This is a genomic window from Vibrio sp. 10N.222.52.C3, from assembly GCF_041474195.1.
In the GTDB taxonomy this organism is placed as follows: domain Bacteria; phylum Pseudomonadota; class Gammaproteobacteria; order Enterobacterales; family Vibrionaceae; genus Vibrio; species Vibrio crassostreae_C.
Genome location: NZ_JBFRTQ010000020.1, coordinates 15,174 through 35,308, shown reverse-complemented (window position 1 = coordinate 35,308; position 20,135 = coordinate 15,174). Strand labels below are relative to the sequence as shown.

Annotated in this window: 20 protein-coding genes; 9 read left to right on the top strand and 11 right to left on the bottom strand. The window is 43.9% G+C overall.

From position 1 onward, the window contains the following. Nucleotides 1-32: 32 nt before the first annotated feature. A complete protein-coding gene (locus AB4517_RS02865; protein ID WP_372147863.1) occupies nucleotides 33-995 on the top strand; it encodes a D-2-hydroxyacid dehydrogenase in 963 nt (320 codons plus the stop codon). Nucleotides 996-1,079: 84 nt separating this feature from the next. Here the strand turns inward: AB4517_RS02865 and AB4517_RS02860 are convergent, their stop codons facing one another. The 4 genes from AB4517_RS02860 to argR all read right to left on the bottom strand — a co-directional run bounded on the left by AB4517_RS02860 (nucleotide 1,080) and on the right by argR (nucleotide 6,237). After that, the gene (locus AB4517_RS02860) at nucleotides 1,080-1,517 is read right to left on the bottom strand and encodes a universal stress protein (RefSeq protein ID WP_004740830.1); all 438 of its coding nucleotides are present in this window, start codon (nucleotides 1,515-1,517) and stop codon (nucleotides 1,080-1,082) included. A 104-nt stretch (nucleotides 1,518-1,621) separates the two neighbouring features. Further along, entirely contained in the window at nucleotides 1,622-4,201 is a 2,580-nt protein-coding gene (locus tag AB4517_RS02855; protein ID WP_102428414.1) for a TRAP transporter permease, read from the bottom strand. Nucleotides 4,202-4,456: 255 nt separating this feature from the next. After that, nucleotides 4,457-5,425 carry a TAXI family TRAP transporter solute-binding subunit gene (locus AB4517_RS02850; protein WP_017061374.1) on the bottom strand — a complete coding sequence of 323 codons (969 nt, stop codon included), beginning with the start codon at nucleotides 5,423-5,425 and terminating at the stop codon, nucleotides 4,457-4,459. Between the two features lie 341 nt (nucleotides 5,426-5,766). Next, nucleotides 5,767-6,237: a transcriptional regulator ArgR gene (gene argR / locus AB4517_RS02845; RefSeq protein ID WP_004740827.1), complete on the bottom strand. Its 471-nt coding sequence runs from the start codon at nucleotides 6,235-6,237 to the stop codon at nucleotides 5,767-5,769. Nucleotides 6,238-6,569: 332 nt separating this feature from the next. On the opposite strand from argR, the gene mdh reads away from it, so the two are divergent. Next, nucleotides 6,570-7,505, top strand: coding sequence for a malate dehydrogenase (mdh, locus tag AB4517_RS02840; RefSeq protein ID WP_009847834.1), 936 nt, complete (start codon nucleotides 6,570-6,572; stop codon nucleotides 7,503-7,505). 124 nt (nucleotides 7,506-7,629) lie between these two features. Continuing rightward, the gene (locus AB4517_RS02835; RefSeq protein ID WP_017061375.1) at nucleotides 7,630-7,821 is read left to right on the top strand and encodes a hypothetical protein; all 192 of its coding nucleotides are present in this window, start codon (nucleotides 7,630-7,632) and stop codon (nucleotides 7,819-7,821) included. Between the two features lie 125 nt (nucleotides 7,822-7,946). Here AB4517_RS02835 and ispB read toward each other — a convergent pair whose 3' ends face one another. Beyond that, a complete protein-coding gene (gene ispB, locus AB4517_RS02830) occupies nucleotides 7,947-8,918 on the bottom strand; it encodes an octaprenyl diphosphate synthase (RefSeq protein ID WP_372082789.1) in 972 nt (323 codons plus the stop codon). A gap of 268 nt (nucleotides 8,919-9,186) precedes the next feature. Here ispB and rplU point away from each other — a divergent pair, with 268 nt between their 5' ends. From rplU to folA, 6 genes are all read left to right on the top strand, one after another. After that, entirely contained in the window at nucleotides 9,187-9,498 is a 312-nt protein-coding gene (rplU, locus tag AB4517_RS02825) for a 50S ribosomal protein L21 (protein ID WP_004740823.1), read from the top strand. Nucleotides 9,499-9,517: 19 nt separating this feature from the next. After that, nucleotides 9,518-9,775, top strand: coding sequence for a 50S ribosomal protein L27 (gene rpmA, locus AB4517_RS02820; protein ID WP_004735905.1), 258 nt, complete (start codon nucleotides 9,518-9,520; stop codon nucleotides 9,773-9,775). Between the two features lie 323 nt (nucleotides 9,776-10,098). Next, entirely contained in the window at nucleotides 10,099-11,271 is a 1,173-nt protein-coding gene (gene cgtA, locus AB4517_RS02815; RefSeq protein WP_017061377.1) for an Obg family GTPase CgtA, read from the top strand. 164 nt (nucleotides 11,272-11,435) lie between these two features. Continuing rightward, the gene (locus AB4517_RS02810) at nucleotides 11,436-12,203 is read left to right on the top strand and encodes a threonine/serine exporter ThrE family protein (RefSeq protein ID WP_017061378.1); all 768 of its coding nucleotides are present in this window, start codon (nucleotides 11,436-11,438) and stop codon (nucleotides 12,201-12,203) included. Then, nucleotides 12,203-12,676 (top strand): threonine/serine exporter family protein, encoded by a 474-nt coding sequence (locus tag AB4517_RS02805; protein WP_017062945.1) that lies wholly within the window; start codon nucleotides 12,203-12,205, stop codon nucleotides 12,674-12,676. The genes AB4517_RS02810 and AB4517_RS02805 overlap by 1 nt, the downstream gene beginning before the upstream one ends. Before the next feature lie 36 nt (nucleotides 12,677-12,712). Further along, nucleotides 12,713-13,192, top strand: a complete 480-nt coding sequence (folA, locus tag AB4517_RS02800; protein WP_017062944.1) for a type 3 dihydrofolate reductase — start codon at nucleotides 12,713-12,715, stop codon at nucleotides 13,190-13,192. A gap of 74 nt (nucleotides 13,193-13,266) precedes the next feature. Here folA and AB4517_RS02795 read toward each other — a convergent pair whose 3' ends face one another. The 6 genes from AB4517_RS02795 to lptD all read right to left on the bottom strand — a co-directional run bounded on the left by AB4517_RS02795 (nucleotide 13,267) and on the right by lptD (nucleotide 20,047). Beyond that, nucleotides 13,267-14,070, bottom strand: a complete 804-nt coding sequence (locus tag AB4517_RS02795) for a symmetrical bis(5'-nucleosyl)-tetraphosphatase (protein ID WP_017062943.1) — start codon at nucleotides 14,068-14,070, stop codon at nucleotides 13,267-13,269. A gap of 29 nt (nucleotides 14,071-14,099) precedes the next feature. Further along, nucleotides 14,100-14,480 carry a Co2+/Mg2+ efflux protein ApaG gene (gene apaG, locus AB4517_RS02790; protein WP_004735899.1) on the bottom strand — a complete coding sequence of 127 codons (381 nt, stop codon included), beginning with the start codon at nucleotides 14,478-14,480 and terminating at the stop codon, nucleotides 14,100-14,102. Nucleotides 14,481-14,568: 88 nt separating this feature from the next. Continuing rightward, nucleotides 14,569-15,384 (bottom strand): 16S rRNA (adenine(1518)-N(6)/adenine(1519)-N(6))-dimethyltransferase RsmA, encoded by an 816-nt coding sequence (gene rsmA / locus AB4517_RS02785; protein WP_017062942.1) that lies wholly within the window; start codon nucleotides 15,382-15,384, stop codon nucleotides 14,569-14,571. Further along, nucleotides 15,381-16,373 (bottom strand): 4-hydroxythreonine-4-phosphate dehydrogenase PdxA, encoded by a 993-nt coding sequence (gene pdxA, locus AB4517_RS02780; RefSeq protein WP_017061382.1) that lies wholly within the window; start codon nucleotides 16,371-16,373, stop codon nucleotides 15,381-15,383. The genes rsmA and pdxA overlap by 4 nt, the downstream gene beginning before the upstream one ends. Further along, nucleotides 16,360-17,658 carry a peptidylprolyl isomerase SurA gene (gene surA / locus AB4517_RS02775; protein WP_372082790.1) on the bottom strand — a complete coding sequence of 433 codons (1,299 nt, stop codon included), beginning with the start codon at nucleotides 17,656-17,658 and terminating at the stop codon, nucleotides 16,360-16,362. Before surA ends, pdxA begins: the two co-directional genes overlap by 14 nt. A gap of 43 nt (nucleotides 17,659-17,701) precedes the next feature. Further along, entirely contained in the window at nucleotides 17,702-20,047 is a 2,346-nt protein-coding gene (gene lptD / locus AB4517_RS02770) for an LPS assembly protein LptD (protein WP_372082791.1), read from the bottom strand. Nucleotides 20,048-20,135 lie beyond the last annotated feature (88 nt).

The window sequence follows — 20,135 nt, the reverse complement described above, 5'->3', positions numbered from 1 at the left end:
GACTGATTCATAGATCTAACCAAGGAAGAAGAATGCCAACGCTGAATGTTGTGTTTCTCGATAGAGCGACTATCCCATCTCAAATTCATTTAAAGCCTCTGAGCTTTGAGCATGAATGGGTAGAGTATGATTTCACAGCTCCTGAGCAAGTATCAGAGCGAGTTGAAGAAGCTGATGTGGTGATCACTAACAAGGTAGTGCTCAATGAGTCGAATCTCGCTGGTGCGAAAAAACTCAAGTTGATCGCGGTTTCAGCGACCGGTGTCAATAATGTCGATGTGGAATACTGCAAATCTAAAAACATTGCAGTGACAAACGTACAAGGTTATGCGACTCAATCGGTTCCTGAACATGTGATTGCTATGCTGTTTACGCTAAAACGAAACCTTGTTGGTTATCATCAAGACATTGAAGTCGGGGAGTGGCAAAAGGACAAGCAGTTCTGTTTTTTTACACATCCGATTCAAGATATTGCAGGCAGCACACTGGGCTTAATCGGTAGTGGCAGCTTAGGCCAAGCGACTGCGATACTGGCTAAAGCGATAGGTATGAAGGTGATTTTTGCTGAGCGAAAAGGGGCGGAGTCTTGTCGAGAGGGGTATCTGCCTTTTGATACAGTGTTGCAGCAAGCCGATGCGATCAGCTTGCATTGTCCATTGACTGAAGCGACCCGTAATCTGATTTCACAGCGAGAGCTAGCAATGATGAAACCAAGTGCGGTGTTAATTAATGCTGGCCGTGGTGGACTTGTCGATGAGCAAGCCCTAGTTGAGGCTTTGAAAAGTAATGAAATCGCAGGCGCGGGCATGGACGTGTTCACACAAGAGCCTGCAGACAATTCGAACCCACTATTGGCCAACAGTCACCTACCTAACTTATTGCTGACACCTCATGTTGCGTGGGGCAGTGACAGTTCAATTCAAAAGCTGTCTGATATCTTAATCGACAATATTGATGGGTTTGTTGCGGGTAATCCGCAGAACTTAGTGAGTTGATTGAAGAATTAAATTGCGTGAACGAAAAACAAAAAGGTTGGCTTTTAGGCCAACCTTTTTAGATCGTTGTGTCGATTAAGTGATTTAGCCTTGCGGCTTAACTACCAATACATTGATTGGTGAGTTCTGTACCACTTTGCTTGCAACAGAACCAAGCACAACTTTGTCGATTTTTGAACGCTTATGGCTAGGCATCACGATAAGGTCGGCGCCAAGCTTTTCTGCGTAATCAAGAATCGTCGCGTAGGTTTTACCCTCAGCAACATGAACTTTGTAAACCACTTCATCGTCGATGTGTTTGTCGGCAAACTCTTTGAGCTGATTTTTAACATCAAGCTTCATTTGGTTCGCTGCATCTTTCGGGAAGTAAGACGCCACCATCGACATGTGAATGCCTGGTAGTACGTTCAGAATGTGGATTTCAGCATTGCTGTGTTTTGCGTGCCATACCGCCAGTTCGACTGCCTTATCAGAAAAGCCTTTGTCATTAAGATCAACAGGAACAAGGATTTGTTTATACATGTATTCGTCTCTTTTTAATCAGCGCTAAGCTTTCACTTAGCACTGTAATTATCCTTTCCATGTAATAAAGCCAAATAGCGCTAAGCACTACTCAGCCTTATCCATTACGCGCTAATCTCATCCTTACGAGCACGTCTTCTTTGGTTCATCGCTAAACCAATCAAAATGATCAGAGCTGGTAAGAATACCCACTCTTTCATTGGTCGATCTGCATCTTGGATAACGGATTTGATTTCCCAATCGAAATCAATACCAGCCGCTTCTGCTGGGCTACCGAACTCAACCATATCAACAATCATCTTGCCTTCTGATTCAGTCAGCATTAGACCCATAGAGGCAATACGATCTTCACTTGAGGTCGCAGAATCTTCAAACGGCAGGCGAACTGTCTTTTCAGAATAGTCACCTTCTAAGTTTTCGCCACCCACTCTAAGTTCAAGTGATTGTCCCACATCCAGCTTTTCCGTGATTTGAGCAATCTCAACTCCAGGTGAAAGAACTTTCTCTGGGTAAATCATGTCCCACCAGAAGCCAGGGCGGAAGAAAGTGAAGGTTAATGCAATAAGCAGCACCGTTTCCCACCACTTGTTCTTGGTGAACCACCAACCTTGTGTTGCAGCTGCGAAGATAAGTACCGCAGTCACAGATGAGAAAATCGTTAGTGCTAAGTGCCACCAAGAATCAATGCCCATCAGTAGTAGTTGAGTATTGAAGATGAACATGAAAGGTAGAATTGCGGTACGGATATCATAGGTGAAGCCTTGGATACCAGTACGAATCGGATCTGATTTCGCAATTGCCGCTGCTGCAAACGCCGCGAGACCTACCGGAGGTGTATCATCCGCAAGAATACCGAAGTAGAACACGAATAAGTGAACCGCAATCAATGGAATGATCAAGCCGTGCGCAGCGCCTAGGGTCACGATTACCGGAGCCATCAGCGTTGATACAACGATGTAGTTCGCCGTTGTTGGCAAGCCCATACCTAATATCAAGCTGATTACTGCAGTGAATAGCAACATAAGAATGATGCTACCGCCTGAGATAAACTCAACGAAGTCCGTCATTACTAGACCGATACCCGTTAGAGTCACCACGCCTACAACCGTACCTGCAGCCGCTGTCGCGACACCGATACCAATCATGTTACGTGCGCCTGAAACCAAGCTCTCTGCGAGATCAACGAAGCCAGCTTTAGTTTGCTCTGCAAGATCGTCTGATTTGTTCATCAGAGTCATTAACGGACGCTGAGTGATCAGAATGAAGATCATGAACACGGTCGCCCAGAATGCCGACAGACCCGGAGAGAAACGTTCAACTGTTAAACACCAAACAAGCACCACGATAGGCAATAGGAAGTGCAGGCCAGACTTAATTGTTGGACCTGGATCCGGAACTTCTTTGAGATCCGCATCGATTTCCATGCCGCCTTCAGCTGCGTATTTTGCTGATACACGAACCAGAGCGACATAAGCGACTAATAGAGCCACCGTTACGATTGGTGTTGCCGCATCGCCAAAGACATCTTTCGTCCAACCGACACCGTAGTAAACTGCGGCACTGATAACACACAGACCTAAAATGGTACCCGTGAAAGACAGTAAGCTTTGTACGATAGTTGGTGTGTGGCGACGAGGTAGGCCAGTCATACCTGCTTTACATGCTTCTAGATGAACAATGTAAATCAGAGCGATGTAAGAGATCAGAGCGGGCAGTAGCGCGGCTTTGATTACTTCTACATACGAAATGCCCACATACTCAACCATCAAGAAGGCTGCTGCACCCATGATAGGTGGTGTTAATTGACCATTGGTTGAAGCCGCGACTTCTACTGCGCCTGCTTTAGTGCCCGGGAAACCAACACGCTTCATTAGCGGGATAGTAAAGGTACCCGTGGTTACCACGTTTGCGATAGATGAACCTGATACCAAACCAGACAGACCTGATGCGACAACGGCTGCTTTCGCTGGGCCGCCTTTCATGTGACCAAGCAGTGAGAATGCAACTTTAATAAAGTAAGCACCGGCGCCAGCACGTTCTAGCATTGCACCAAACAGTACGAACAAGAATACGAATGACGTTGATACGCCAAGTGCCACACCGAATACACCTTCAGTTGTTAGCCACAGATGCGACATTGCCTTGTTCAGGCTCGCACCTTTGTGGGCAATAACGTCCGGCATGTGAGGGCCGCCAAAGGTATAAAGTAGGAATACTGCTGCCACAACCATAAGAGGTGGACCCAAAGCGCGTCGTGTTGCTTCAAGCAGTAAAACCATACCGAATACAGCCGCAACAATATCGAATGTTGTTGGTGCGCCCGATCGCTCAGCGAGTTCAGTATAGAAAATATAGATATAAGAAGCTGAAAAGCTACCTACAAGCGCTAATATCCAATCGACTGCGGGGATGCGATCCCTAGGCGAATTCTTCATGGCTGGATAAGCGGTAAAGGCTAGGAAAATAGCAAACGTAAGGTGAATTGCTCGAGCTTCAGTGTCGTTTAAAATTGCGAAGTTAAAAATGAACGGCAGCGGAGATGCATACCAAAGTTGGAACAGTGACCAACATAGAGGCACAAACCATAAAATACGGCCTTGGATACCACGAGGGCTACGCGCACCAGTATCTGATTGTGCCACCATTTCTTGCACATCTGGAGACGGTGATGTTGTCTGCGTCATGTACTTTATCCTTATTATTGATGGTCTGCCTTTTCTTACGAACAACCAAACGTTATTTATTTCCTATCTAGTGTAGTGAATGGATAGGGAAATGCGTTTTTTGTTCGTCTTTGTCTTAGGCTTGATACGAAGGTAAGTCCTCCAAATTGGAGAAACTTAAAGGGCTGTTCTTTTCACTTAAATTATTTTTATAAAACGTGAAAAGCCAATAAGGAGGGCTAGCCTCCTTATTGGTGTAGTAGGCTTAAAGTAGAGTTACTTTAGAAGGCCCACTTCTTTGTAGTATTTTGCTGCGCCTGGGTGAAGAGGGATAGAGATACCCGCTTTAACCATGTCTTCTTTTTTCAGGTTAGCAAATGCTGGGTGTAGGCGTTTGAAAGTGTCAAAGTTTTCAAATACTGCCTTAGCAACGTTGTATGCAACTTCTTCAGAAACGTCTGAAGTTGTTACCATAGTAGCTGCAACACCGAAGCTGTTTACGTCAGCGTCAGTACCACGGTACATACCAGCAGGAACTGTGCTGTAAGCGTAGTATGGGTTTTCAGCTACGATCTTGTCGATCTGTGGACCTGTTGCTGAAACCAGTTTTGCATCACAAGACGTTGTTGCTTCTTTGATTGATCCGTTCGGGTGACCAACCATGTAGATGAATGCATCAATCTTGTTATCACAAAGTGCTTGTGAACGCTCAGAACCTTTAAGTTCAGAAGCAAGCTTGAAGCTGTCGTTAGTCCAGCCCATAGCGTCCATTACAACACCCATCGTTGCACGGTCACCAGAACCTGGGTTACCAATGTTTACACGCTTACCTGCTAGGTCAGACACATTGTTGATGCCAGCATCAGTACGAGCGATGATGTTGAACGGTTCTGTATGTAGAGAGAACATCGCGCGAAGTTTCTTGTATTCGCCCTGATCTTTGAACTTACTTGTACCGTTGTAGCCGTGGTATTGCCAGTCCGATTGAACAACACCGAAATCTAGTTCACCAGCACGGATGGTGTTAACGTTGTAGATTGAACCACCAGTAGACTCTACAGAACAACGAATGTTGTGGTCTTTGCGGCCCTTGTTCACTAGCTTACAAATCGCACCACCAGTTGGGTAGTAAACACCCGTAACTGAACCAGTACCAATCGTGATGAACTCTTGAGCGTTAACAGCGCCAGCGCCCATTACAGCAGCTGCAATAGCACCAACTTTAATAAGTTTGGTAAATGCCATGAATTTCCCTTCCTTTATTCATTATTAACCCTGAAACAAGTGTAGTTGCTTCAGGAGTTTCCTATTTGGAAACGGCACCTTTTTCAATCCATGTGATGAAAAAGTGGCTGAATAATATCAAAAATTGGCAGAAAATTACTCGAATGTTAAAAGATATAGCTAAAAAATCTAACAAATGATGTCTTGATCTCGTGTTTGATTTGCTACTGAGTTTTTAAAATCAATGGTTTAGTGTGATTTTGGAAGGGAGGTATGGATATTCTAGGATGTGATTTGGATCACGAAGCAAATAGATACTCGTGATCCATTAATAAGGCTGATAGTTATGAAACAGCGATCAATTATCCTGCGTATTCAAACAGTTCACACACTGAATCAAACAGTTGCTTAGTGGTAACCGATAACGTTGGGGTAATGAAGATAGTATCATCACCTGCGACTACGCCCAGTATACCTTCCGACTTACCTAGTGAGTCTAATAAACGAGCAATCAGCTGCGCCGCACCAGGACCTGTGTGTATCACCACCAATGCATTGTTGTGGTCAATATCTAGTACTAGTTCTCTTAGAGAGCTAGAAACGGTCGGAACACCAAGCTCAGCAGGAAGACAGTAAACCATCTCCATTTTTGCGTTACGAGTTCGAACGGCACCAAACTTGGTTAACATACGCGAGACTTTAGACTGGTTGATGCTTTCAAAACCTTCGTGTTTTAGAGCATCAACAATTTCGCCTTGTGAGCCAAAACGTTCTTCTTTTAGTAAGGCTTTAAATGCACGAACTAAGTTGTCTTGCTTTTCTGTATTGCGCATATGTCATTCTTATTCATTAACAAAGATGTTTGCATATTCTCGCATACATATTCAATTTTAGCCAAAACATCCCTGTAATTTGTTAGTCATATCACTGTAAATATTTAATAGAATAATGTGTTATTTGCGACGACTTATTTTGTTATTTCAGTCGATTATCGCCATAATGCGAACTTGCTGTGTAGCACGGTTTTATTGACTTGCGCGAAGTCGCAAAGCTAGCGTTAATTGATTGTAATCACTTTGTGATTAATATAGTTTTTTAACTTAGATTTAGCTCAAGAATTACCCTACAAAGAATCTATAAGAGAAAGCTCTCAAGGAGAATAACAATGAAAGTAGCTGTTATTGGTGCCGCTGGTGGCATCGGTCAAGCCCTAGCCCTACTACTTAAGAACCGCCTACCTGCTGGTTCAGATCTTGCACTTTACGACATCGCTCCGGTAACACCGGGTGTTGCTGCCGATCTTAGCCATATCCCAACGCCTGTTTCGATCAAAGGTTACGCGGGTGAAGATCCAACACCAGCACTAGAAGGTGCGGATGTTGTACTTATTTCAGCGGGTGTTGCTCGTAAGCCTGGTATGGATCGTGCGGATCTTTTCAATGTGAACGCTGGCATTGTTAAGTCTCTTGCAGAGAAAATCGCAGTTACTTGTCCGACTGCTTGTGTTGGTATCATCACGAACCCAGTAAACACAACAGTGCCAATCGCGGCTGAAGTACTGAAGAAAGCGGGCGTTTACGACAAGCGTCGTCTATTCGGTATTACGACTCTTGATGTGATTCGTTCTGAAACGTTCGTTGCTGAACTAAAAGACAAAGATCCAGGCGACATCCGTGTTCCTGTTATCGGTGGCCACTCAGGCGTAACGATTCTTCCTCTACTTTCTCAAGTTGAAGGTGTAGAGTTCACTGACGAGGAAATCGCAGCACTAACGACTCGCATCCAAAATGCAGGTACAGAAGTAGTAGAAGCTAAAGCTGGCGGCGGCAGTGCGACACTGTCTATGGGTCAAGCGGCTTGTCGTTTCGGTCTTGCACTAGTTAAAGCACTTCAAGGTGAAGAAAACGTGATTGAATGTGCATACGTTGAAGGTGAAGGCGAGCACGCTCCATTCTTCGCACAGCCAGTTAAACTAGGCAAAGAGGGCGCTGAAGCGATCCTTAGCTACGGTGAGCTGAGTGACTTCGAACGTAACGCTTTAGATAGCATGCTTGAGACGCTAAATGGCGACATCGAGATTGGTGTTGAATTCGCTAAATAAGCGAGACGCTATTTAACTCAGCCTAAAGCTAATTAATAAGGGCCGGTCATTATGATCGGCTTTTTTGATCCTGAAGTTCAAGCTACTCGTATACACCTCCACAACCAAGGTGAAGGTAAATGTTATGGCTACTGTTCAGAAGGGTATGAATGTCGAATATTTGGGGCACTTAGGAAAAGTATTGGTAATTGATGAGCAAGAGCAGTATGCCTTGGTAGAGACTTACAACGGGCATGAGCAATACGCAGTGCCAATGGAAGAGCTTGAAGAAATTGAAGCTCAACTGCCACTATCATTAGAAGCGAGCCGATATTGAACCTTGGCTCACCTACAAATATTTGTTGAAAACCAAAAAAAAGAGCCCTGAGGCTCTTTTTGTTATTTATATAGAAGCTAGAAGCTAGAAGCTAGAAGCTAGAAGCGAGTTGTCTATTAACCTGCTTACTTACTGCGTTTAACAGCTAAGTGTGCGAGCGTGGCTAGCGCTTGCTTATATTCAGAGTCAGGAAGTACAGAAAGCTCAGCGATGGCTTTATCGGCCTCTTCGTAGGCTTTATTTGTTGTGTACTCTAAAGAGCCTGTCTCTTTCATTACAGCCATAATGTCGTCAAGACGTTCCATGCCGTTCGCTTTCTCAATCGCTTCACGAATCATGCTTGCTTGTTCAGGAGAGCCATTATGCATTGCGTAAAGTAGAGGAAGCGTTGGTTTGCCTTCGGCAAGATCGTCACCAACGTTTTTACCCATCTCTTTACCATCTGCAGTGTAATCCATCACATCGTCAATCAGTTGGAATGCGGTGCCTAGGTATTTACCATAGTTCTGCATTGCTGTTTCGATCTCTGGTGATGACTCAGTAAGAATCGCGCCGATTTGGGTCGCAGCTTCGAACAAACGAGCAGTCTTAGAGTAGATCACCTGCATGTAGCTTTCTTCTGTGGTGTCTGGGTTATTGCAGTTCATTAATTGTTGAACTTCACCCTCGGCAATCACGTTTACCGCTTCACTCATTAACTCAAGGATCTTTAAGGATCCTAGCGTTGTCATCATTTGGAATGAGCGTGTGTAGATAAAGTCACCCACCAAAACGCTAGCGGCATTACCAAAAGCGGCATTGGCCGTCGCTTTACCACGTCTCATGTCCGATTCGTCGACAACGTCGTCATGAAGCAGGGTTGCGGTGTGAATAAACTCGATAAAGGCTGCAGAGGTGATATGAGCTTCACCTTGGTAACCAAGTGCGCGGGCAGATAAAAGAGCAAGCAAAGGGCGTAGGCGCTTTCCACCACCGCTAACGATATAAAAACCAAGCTGGTTGATTAAACTTACGTCAGAATTAAGTTGGGCTTGAATTGTTTCATTCACTTTTGCCATATCATTGGCAGTAAGCGTTTGGATAGCTTTAAAATCCATTGTTCATCCGGCTGAAGTTAGACCCTGTAAGGCTTATACGTTGTATTCAATTGTTGAATAATACACTAAAAAACGTTGATTAATACATCGCTAAAGGGCATGATTGCCACACTTTTCTTTGGCGAACAGGTTTTCGCCAATTTTTTAAAAATATGGCTTGTCATAGCGCCATGATTCCCGTAGAATCTGCGCCCTATTGATTAGTTTAGCGCACACCCGAGTTGTACAATTAACAACCATAGGCTGTGCGGAAAAAGCGGAGTAAAATATGTACGCTGTTTTCCAATCTGGTGGCAAACAACACCGAGTAAGCGAAGGTCAAACACTTCGTTTAGAGAAATTAGACGTTGAAACTGGTGCAACTGTTGAATTTGATAAAGTTCTTCTTGTTGCTAACGGCGAAGAAATCGCTGTTGGTGCACCTCTTGTTGAAGGTGGCAAGGTTACTGCAGAAGTAGTACAACACGGTCGTGGCGATAAAGTAAAAATCGTTAAGTTCCGTCGTCGTAAGCACTCGCGTAAGCAAGCTGGTCACCGTCAGTGGTTCACTGAAGTGAAAATCACTGGCATTAACGCTTAAGTATTAGGAGAGTTTAACAATGGCACATAAAAAAGCTGGCGGTTCTACTAATAACGGCCGCGATTCAGAAAGCAAACGTCTTGGTGTTAAGCGTTTTGGTGGTGAATCTGTTCTTGCAGGTAACATCATCGTTCGTCAACGTGGTACTAAGTTCCACGCTGGCACAAACGTTGGCATCGGTAAAGACCACACTCTTTTCGCTCTTACTGAAGGTAAAGTGAAATTTGCTGTTAAAGGTCCTAAAAACCGTAAGTTTGTAAGCATCGAAGCTGAGTAATTTAATCTTTAACTAGATTATTTTATTAGCTTTCAAGCTGAATTCAAAAGCCCTGCCGATTCGGCAGGGTTTTTTATTTATAGCAAGAATAAAAAAGCAGACGCTCTTGTTTTGGTTTTGAGAAGCCGTTTTATTTTTTGATAAACAGATTAGTTTTTAAGAAGCCGTTTGTTTTTAAGAAATAAGAAGCAAAGAACCTCTCCTTATTTGTTCCTTGGTTGCAGGTCGGCCTAGATCTTAGGTGATCGATCTAAACACGGATCTGCTAGAATTTATATCACTCCTTGATGAGTGGTAACGCAACGTAAGTGCGGAGTTAAAAAATGAAATTCGTTGATGAAGCGGTAGTAAAAATAGAAGCCGGTGATGGCGGTAATGGTACAGTTAGCTTTTGGCGCGAAAAATTCGTCGCTAAAGGTGGTCCTGATGGCGGCGACGGTGGTGACGGCGGTGATGTTTACATCCAAGCGGATGAGAACTTAAACACACTGATCGATTACCGTTTCCAACGTTTTTACAATGCAGAGCGTGGCGAGAATGGTCGCGGCGGTAACTGTACTGGTAAACGTGGTAAAGACATTACGCTGAAAGTACCAGTTGGTACGCGTGCAGTTGATATCCACACCAACGAAATCGTTGCTGAAGTTGCTGAACACGGCAAGAAAGTAATGGTTGGTAAAGGTGGTTGGCACGGTCTTGGTAACACGCGTTTTAAATCGTCTGTTAACCGCGCTCCTCGTCAAAAGACAATGGGTACTAAAGGCGAAGTTCGTGAACTGCGTTTAGAGCTTCTTCTATTAGCTGACGTTGGTATGCTTGGCCTACCAAACGCAGGTAAATCTACTTTTATTCGTTCAGTATCTGCTGCGAAACCAAAAGTGGCTGATTACCCGTTCACTACTTTGATCCCAAGCTTGGGTGTGGTAAGTGTTGTCCCTGAAAAGAGCTTCGTTGTTGCCGATATCCCAGGACTAATCGAAGGCGCAGCTGATGGCGCTGGCCTTGGTATCCGATTCCTTAAGCACCTTGAGCGTTGTCGTGTTCTTCTGCATATGATCGACATTATGCCGATCGATCAATCTGATCCTATTCAGAATGCACTAACGATCATCGATGAGCTTGAGCAATACAGTGAAAAAGTTTCACAAAAACCTCGCTGGTTAGTGTTCAATAAAGTTGACCTAATGCCAGAAGACGAAGCAGACGAAAAGATTCAAGAAATCATCGATGCTTTGGGCTGGGAAGGCGAGTACTTCAAGATCTCTGCTGTGAATAAAATCGGCACCAAAGATCTTTGCTTCAAACTAGGTGAGTTTATGGAAAACCTACCTCGTGAAGTTGTAGAAGTTGAAGAAGAAGAAAAAGTAGACTTTATGTGGGATGACTACCATAAAGATGCGATGAGCGGTAAGAATGTCGTTACTGAAGATGACGACGATTGGGACGATTGGGATGACGAAGAGGATGACGGCCATGTTATCTATGTTCGTGACTAATCCTCTTAGTTTCTCATAACGCATCGGTCGCTTCTTACAAGTACACTGATAGTTTTATTAAACCGCAATGAAAATTGCGGTTTTTTTGTATCTAAATCATGACGTCTTACTGTTTTTTATGCAAAATTTATCTTTAGATAATTAACGCCTATGGGAAGGAAATCATGGCATCAAAGCAAAGAGCGATCTCAAGACTCGTCGCTCAATCAGGACAAATGTTATTGGCGCACGGGGCAGAGAGCACACTGGTCGGCGATATCATGCGTCGCATCGGTATTGCTTGTGGGGTGAATGAGGTTGAAGTCGCACTGTCAGCCAATGCGCTTGTTGTAACTACCGTAATGGATGATCACTGTATTACCACTACTCGAAGTTGTGCTGATCGTGGCATTAACATGCAGGTTATCACCGACATTCAACGCATTTGCATCATGATGGAGAAGGGAATTCTCGATTATGATTTGGCGTATAAAAAGATTCAAAACATCAGCCCCGAGCGCTACAACCGTTGGTTAGTGGTTGTGATGATAGGGTTGTCGTGCGCCTCTTTTAGCCACCTTGCGGGCGGAGACTGGCAAGTCTTCATGATGACTTTTATTGCTTCAGCTTGCGGTATGATCGTCAGGCAAGAGATTGGGCACCGCCATTTCAATCCGCTATTAAACTTTGCTATCACAGCATTCGTTACCACGACCATTTCAGCTCAAGCCGTACTTTACAATATTGGCGGCCAACCCACGATCGTGATGGCTTCATCTGTATTAATGTTAGTACCTGGTTTTCCTCTGATTAACTCCGTCGCTGATATGCTTAAAGGCCATATTAATATGGGGTTAGCGCGCTTTACCATGGCCAGCTTATTAACTCTGGCGACGAGCTTGGGCATTGTCGCGGCGATGAGTCTATCAGATGTTTGGGGGTGGGCAAGCTAATGAGTATTTTCGAACTGTTTTTAGGTCTGCTCAACGATATGTTTTTCGCCGCTATTCCTGCGGTTGGGTTTGCATTGGTGTTTAACGTTCCGCAACGTGCTTTAATTTATTGTGCACTCGGTGGTTCTATCGGTCATGGTAGCCGGTATCTGATGATGCACTTTGGTATTCCAATCGAATGGGCGACGTTCTTCGCCGCAACCGTGGTTGGTATGATAGGGGTTCATTGGTCACATAAACTGTTAGCACATCCGAAGGTGTTTACGGTTGCAGCTCTAATTCCTATGGTGCCAGGTGTGTTCGCCTTCAAGGCGATGATTGCGATGGTGGAGATTAACAGGGCAGGCTACACGCCTGAGTTGTTGGCAATGTTGATGGAGAACTTTTTAAAATCGATGTTCATTATCGCAGGGTTGGCGGTTGGCTTAGCTGTGCCAGGGCTGTTATTCTATCGCCGTAGACCTATCGTTTAGCGTTAATTTTCTTTTTAGGGACAGGACTTTCGATTTATGATCATCAGCATGATAGCGGCAATGGCAAACAACCGTATAATTGGTAAAGACAATCAGATGCCTTGGCATTTACCTGCGGATTTTGCATGGTTTAAACGCTCGACTATGGGTAAACCAGTCGTGATGGGACGTAAGACCTACGATTCTATTGGACGCCCTTTGCCGGGTCGGTTGAATGTCGTAATCAGCCGTGATGAGAGTTTAAAGATTGAAGGTGTAACGACGGTAACTTCTATTGAACAGGCTCTAGAGCTACTCAGTGATGTTGAAGAGGTGATGATCATTGGTGGCGGCTCTATTTATGAGAGCTGCTTACCTAAAGCGGACAAGTTGTATCTGACTTACATCGATTTCGCCGTCGATGGAGATACACAATTTCCTGACTGGGGTGAAGGTTGGAAGCAGAGCTTTAACGAGAGCTATCAAGCTGACGAGAAAAACAAACACAACATGGAGTTTGTGATTCTCGAGCGTTAACTGTGGTTATCAATAGCTAGTCTCTGAAAAATGCTTGCGTTACCCTACCAAGGTAGCGCAAGTTTCTCGTATCTTTATAGCGCTTTCTGAGTGAAAAACTGTTTATCTTCCCAGCGAAGAATTGTCAATTCACCTCCCCAGACGCATCCAGTATCAAGTCCAATTACGTCTTTTCCGTTATAGCCTTCAAGCGCAGCCCAGTGTCCAAAAACAACGGTTTTATCGAGCTTTATGCGTTGCGGAAGGTCAAACCATGGCACTAATGGTTCATCGGTAATCTCATTCGGTGGTAGCTTACATGCCATGTCGAGACGGCCATCTTCAAAACAGAAACGCATTCTTGTCAGGCTATTGATCGCATAGCGATAGCGCTCAATATCATGTAAATCCTGATGCCATAAATCAGGCGCGTTGCTGTACATGTTTTCGATTAGCCATTGCCATTTATCGGACTTTAACAAGGATACGATCTCTCGATTTTCAACACGTGCTCTTTCTAGATTCCACTGCGGTGAGATACCCGCATGGCACATCACGAACTCTGGGTGTTCTTGAAGCAAAGGCTGTTGTCTTAACCATTCGATTAGCAGTTCACGATCTTCAGCATCAAGAATCGCTTGAGTCTTATCTTTTGGTTTCGCTGGAAATAGTCCTAAGGACACCGCCAGAAGATGTAAGTCGTGGTTGCCTAATACAACCTTAGCTGCGTCACCAAGGTTACGAATAAAGCGTAACGTCTCCAATGATTTAGGGCCTCGAGCAACTAAGTCTCCGGCGACCCATAAAGTATCTTGGTGTTTATCAAAGTTAATTTTTTCAAGTAGTCCTTGAAGTTCGTCGAAGCACCCTTGGATGTCTCCGACAATGTAATTCGACACAATAATTTCCTGTAGATACGGATGTACGGCTAATTAAGAATATTAGGGATTGCGAGTCTGAATGGGTCAACTTCGGTAATAAAATCAATGCCCTTGTTATCGGTCATCACATAGTGACCTTGCATAACGCCAACAGGGGTTTCGATGACCGTACCACTTGTGTAGGTGTACTCGTCGTTGGCTTCAATCACGGGTTGTTGGCCAACTACACCATCACCCTCAATGGTGAGCTGCTTGCCGTTAGAGTCGGTAATTAACCAGCGGCGAGACATAAGTTGCACCGTTGTTTTACTTAGATTTTTGATGGTAATAATGTAGGCGAAGACATAACGATTCTTCGTTGGCTCAGATTGTTCTTCTATGTACTTAGAGTGAACCTGGCATTTGATACAAGGCGTAGATATATCCATATTCGCACCTTTTGTTGTTGATATACTTAATGTAATTAAAGTATTACATAAAAAAGGCTCCTAACCGAAGTGTAGGAGCCTTTTTTATTTATTTGTCAGCGTTATGACTGTCGTACAACCAGTTTGCCATGTCGACAAACTGCTCGAGCGTTAAGTTCTCAGGACGCATGCTTGGGTTGATACCTAGCTCTTCAAGCACTTCCTTATCGATTAAGCTCTTGTAGCAGTTACGAACTGTTTTACGACGTTGGTTAAAGCCTTCACGACATACGCGATCTAGCCATTTCAGATCTTTTGCCGGATAAGGCAGCACTTCGTATGGCTGTAGGCGCACGACTGCTGAGTCTACTTTCGGTGGCGGAACGAAGGCCGTTGGTGGAACTTCTAACACAGGCGTTACTTTACAGTAGTATTGAGCCATTACAGTAAGACGACCGTAAGCTTTACTGCCAGGGCCAGCAGCTAGACGGTTAACCACTTCTTTTTGAAGCATAAAGTGCATGTCTTGCACGTCTTTATGGAATTCAAAAAGGTGGAACATCAATGGTGTAGAGATGTTATATGGCAAGTTACCAAAGATGCGTAGCTTATTGTTTGGCTTAACCAGTTCTTGGAAATCGAACTTCATCGCATCGCCTTCACGGATCGTTAGCTTGTCCGCAAGATCTGGATGGTTACGAAGACGTTCTGCAAGGTCTCTATCCAATTCGATAACAGTAAATTTATCGACAAGCTTACCCACAGGCTCAGTAATTGCGCCTAGACCAGGACCGATCTCTACCAAGTTTTGACCTGGTAGTGGGTTAATACTCGATACGATGCCATCAATAATATATGGATCGTTAAGGAAGTTTTGACCAAAACGTTTACGCGCTTTGTGCCCTAAGTGGACATCATTTCTCATTGCTTTTTCTCTACTAATTCAATGGCGTGCGTGAGCGCTGTTCTAAAGCTCCCTGTATCGGCTTGGCCTTTCCCTGCCAAGTCTAAGGCGGTACCGTGGTCGACTGATGTGCGAATAAACGGTAAGCCAAGCGTGATGTTCACTGAGCGACCAAACCCTTTGTATTTCAATACCGGGAGTACTTGGTCGTGATACATACCTAAAACAGCATCTGCATCTTGCAAATATTTTTCATTAAAGATGGTGTCTGCTGGCAATGGGCCAACTAAATTGATGCCATCTTTTTGGCGAATTTTTTCTAGCGTCGGGGTGATAGTTTCAATCTCTTCACGCCCTAAACAACCATCTTCACCAGCATGTGGATTCAAGCCACACACATAGATAGTTGGTTTCTCAATAGCAAATTTTTCAACCAAGTCTTTATTTAGAATAGCAATAATTTGCTCTAATCTGTCTTCGGTCACAGCTTGAGATACATAAGCTAGTGGGATGTGCGTTGTTACTAGCGCAACACGCAGCCCTTCAGTTGCCAACATCATCACCACCAGTGGTGTATTGGACTTCTCTGCAAAGAACTCGGTATGGCCGCTAAAAGCAACGCCAGCTCGGTTAATTACACCCTTGTGAACGGGGCCGGTGACAATAGCATCAAATTCATCATTCATACAGCCAATTGCTGCGGTTTCTAAAGTATTTAATACGTAATGACCATTAGCCTCATTGAGTTGACCTGCAACTGCCGTTTTAGCAAGTGGAACGTGTTTCACTACCAGTGTGCCAGCGCGTTGCGGTTGCTTAGCTGCATTTGCATCGTAGTCCAGAAGATCGACTTCGATACCAAGAATTTTAGCTCGCTCGGATAGCAGTGTTTTATCAGCACAAACCACGAGTTGATGAGGCCAACTTTCTTGAGATAGAGCCAAAGTTAAATCTGGGCCTATCCCTGCTGGTTCACCTGCGGTTATGACAATACGTTTAGTTGTTGTCATCTTGGTCGTCCTCAACCATCTCAACAAAGGCACTTGCTCTTACTTCTTGTAGCCAAGCACCAGCTTCTTCGTTGAATTTACGGTTAAATAGAATTTGGTAAGCTTTGTTTTTCAAAGCTGAATCGGTACGGTCGACTTCGCGACGGTCTAGTACTTCAACAATGTGCCAACCGTGTACGGTTTTGAATGGCGCACTGATTTTGCCTTCTGGTAGCGTTTCTACTTGGTGTTTGAATTCTGGTACATACAAATCTGGTGTTTGGTAGCCTAGCTCACCATCTTGTACTGCAGAACCTGGATCTTGGCTGTATTGCTGTGCAAGGTCGCCAAAGCTCGCTTCACCTGCGTTTACGCGGCGCGTGATCTTTTCAAGTTGTTCTTTCGCGCCATCGTCACTCAAGATTACGGTTGGCTTAATCAAGATATGACGAGCATTCACTTCCGTTACTGCTACGGTTTCTAAGCCTTTCACATCTTCAATTTTTAGAATGTGGAAACCTACACCGCTACGGAAAGGACCGATGATGCTGCCTTTATTTTGCATTTTGATCTGGTCAGCAAAAATGGTTGGCATCTCTTCTTTACGCATCCAACCCCAATCACCACCTTGCAGCGCTTTAGGACCCTTAGAGTAAGTATATGCCATGGTGCTGAAATCTTTGCCTGAGTTCAGTTCTTCGACAAGTTCTTTAGCTTGGGCTTCTAGCTCTTCTTTGGTTTGGTCATCATTGAAGCGAAGTTGAATGTGTCCAATCTTGTATTGAACGGTTGCGTTAGTCTCCCGCGCTAAGATATCCGCTAGGTTATCGACCTCTGCAGGAAGGATGTTAATACGACGGCGAACTAGAGCATTGCGAGCCTCACTTGCCGCAATTTCTTTTCTTACTTGCTCTCGAAATGCATTGTAGCTAAGGCCTTCTTCAGCAACCGATGCGGTAAGTTGTTCTACCGTTTGGTTGTTGTCTTTAGCGATACCTTCAATTGCTTGATCAAGTCGAGCATCATCAATACGAACACCGATACGTTCTGCTTCTTGAGTTTGAATAGTATCGATGATCAGTTTTTCTAGTACTTGCTCATTGAGCACATCTTGCGATGGCAATGTTTGCCCGCTTTTCTTAGCGTTTGCGCGCAGCGTCTTCATCGAAGCATCGATGTCGCTTTGTAAGATAACGCCTTCGTTAACGATAACTTTTACGCTGTCTAGCTCGACTGGCGCTGCAAAGCTTGTTGATAAAGTACAAGTCGCTGCGATAGCAATTAATGTGCGTTTCCACAATGTCATGTGTAATCCTTTAAATTTACTGATGTTTTATCAGTAAAGAAAATTAGTTGTTTAAGAAGAATGGGCGACCGTACTCTAAAGAGTTTCCTGAGCTATCGAAGCCCGAAACGTTTGACCCAGATCCAGCAGATGTACCGAAGCCTACAATACCAAAATTAACACTAAAGTTGTTTTCGTAAACAGGATCAGCATTTATGTCTGAGTAGCCATTACCAGTCCAGCTTCGGAGTTCGTTGCTGTAGGTAACTCCTACATACCAGCAGTCATCTTTATAGCGTAGGTTTGCTAACCACTCGATAGCGATGTTTTCATTCAGATCATGATAATACTGAGCGCTTGCATACCACTTCGGAGTAAATTGGTATCCGCTCACAATACCTGCCTGTGAAATGCCTTCACGTGTAATATCATCGATATTGTTGATTGATTCACCAACGTTAGCATCAATATACTCTTTAGTAACATAACGATAATTAGCCTGAACAAAACCGTTATTGTCGATACGATATTCAATCGTACTATTGGCTAATTGCATTTCTGCTGAGTCGATATCGTATTGAACGCCGCCATGGTAAAAAAGGTAGTCATCATAGTTAAAATCGACCTCAACAGCCCAGGATGAATAATTAGAGTTTTCTGATGAATCGTTGCTGCCAGATGATTGCTTTGTTTCTTTATCGATATAAAAAATTTGACCAAAAGAGATATTAAGTCGTTCTTTGTATTCGTCATCAAAGAAACGTGAGGATGCTCCATAACTGACTTGATTTGCTGCTGCTATATAGTCGACGCCGCTGTATTTACGACTTCTAAAAAGACCATAATAATCTGTTTGTAGAAGTGTAGTGTCATACAGGCCTATATCACTTTGGTCTTGTTCTGGAACATAAAGGTACTGAACTTGAGGTTCTAGAGTTTGTGTATAACCATTTAAGTAACTAGTGTCACGCTCAAGCACTAAACCTGCGTGAGTTCTAAACTCAGGAATAACCCTGCTAACGCTTTCTTCCAGCTCTAAATATTCTGCATCTACGCCATTTAAATCTTGGTTATAGTATGTTCCAAGTAGGCGAGCCTCGGTTGTCCATGTTCCCCAGGTTGTGCTTAGTGGTACTTTTAACCCTGGTTCTATGTGCAATCGTGTTGCTGTCGGTTTTCCTTTTGCATCTGTATCAAATTGAGAGACATGACTAATCATATCAACCTCTACAGAGTCCCATATAATAGGAGCGTAATAGTTAAACGTTAGCTGTGGCATTAAGCGATAAGCTTGGGTATTTCCATCGGTGAGTACTTGGAAGTCACGAACGGCGAGAGAAGCATCCCAATTCAATGCTCGATAACTTATTTGGCCAGACTGCATTAGTTGACCATCTTCACGATTACCTATGTTCGAATCCACGTCTGAAAAATAATTAACATCACTAACCTTTGAATAGTCGATGTCAAACTTCCATGCTTGTTGATAGATCCCTTCAAAGTTGAACTGCCCGCCCCAACGACTGCCTTGTTCTGGATATTTATCATCACTTTCTAGGAACTCGAACTTTAAGTTACTTTCACCAAAATCACTTAAATGACGGAACTCATTGTTTAGTTGTGTTCCACGCTCGGCCATATATTTAGTTGTGAAAAGTAGATCGTAGTTTGGTGCTATATTCCAATAGAAAGGTATTTCGGTTTCGAAACCGTCACTTGAACCGTACGAAATCGTAGGGTACAAAAAGCCAGTTTTACGCTTATCTCCTACTGGAACAGTGAGATATGGCATGTAGAAAACAGGAACATCTAGAATCTCAAAACGTGGGTTGTAGAATGTGGCTTGTTCTTCATCTTGGTCTAGCTCGATACTAGAAGCTTTTAGCCTCCATGACTTATCACCCAGTGGGCAAGAAGTGATAGATCCATCTTCCATGGTATAAACCGCTTTACCAGTGCGGGATATATATTGGGCATCTCCTCGGCCTGGTTCACAAAGAAACTGGTATTGGGTGTTCTCTAGTTCGATTTGATCGGTATTTAGATTATTGGTCGCTCTGTCTGAGATAGATTTGATTTGACCATCACTAAAGTTTACGTTGCCTTCAGCTACAACGATATTTTCTTGTTGGTGCAGGGTTACGTTATCTGCAAGGATGGTCTTGTTCCCTTGCGTAACGACTACGTCACCTGAGTATATTGCCTTGTCACCATTGATAGCTTCTAAGCGTTCTGACTCAACATGAGCGGGTAGCTGTGTCTCGTTTTCTGCAGCGGGCTCGATCAAGCATTGATCTATAGAGGGCATTTCCTGCACACTACTATCGGTGATTGTTTCAGCTTGAGTTGTCGACACGTATAACGCCGTACTTATAGACGCGGCTAACAAGGTGCGGGAAAAAGATTGCATGAAGTTGAACTATCCTGTGTCACTAGGTGAAGGGTTGATCTAGTATCAATCCAATTAATAAAGCATTTTCCTTATGATAAAGGAAATA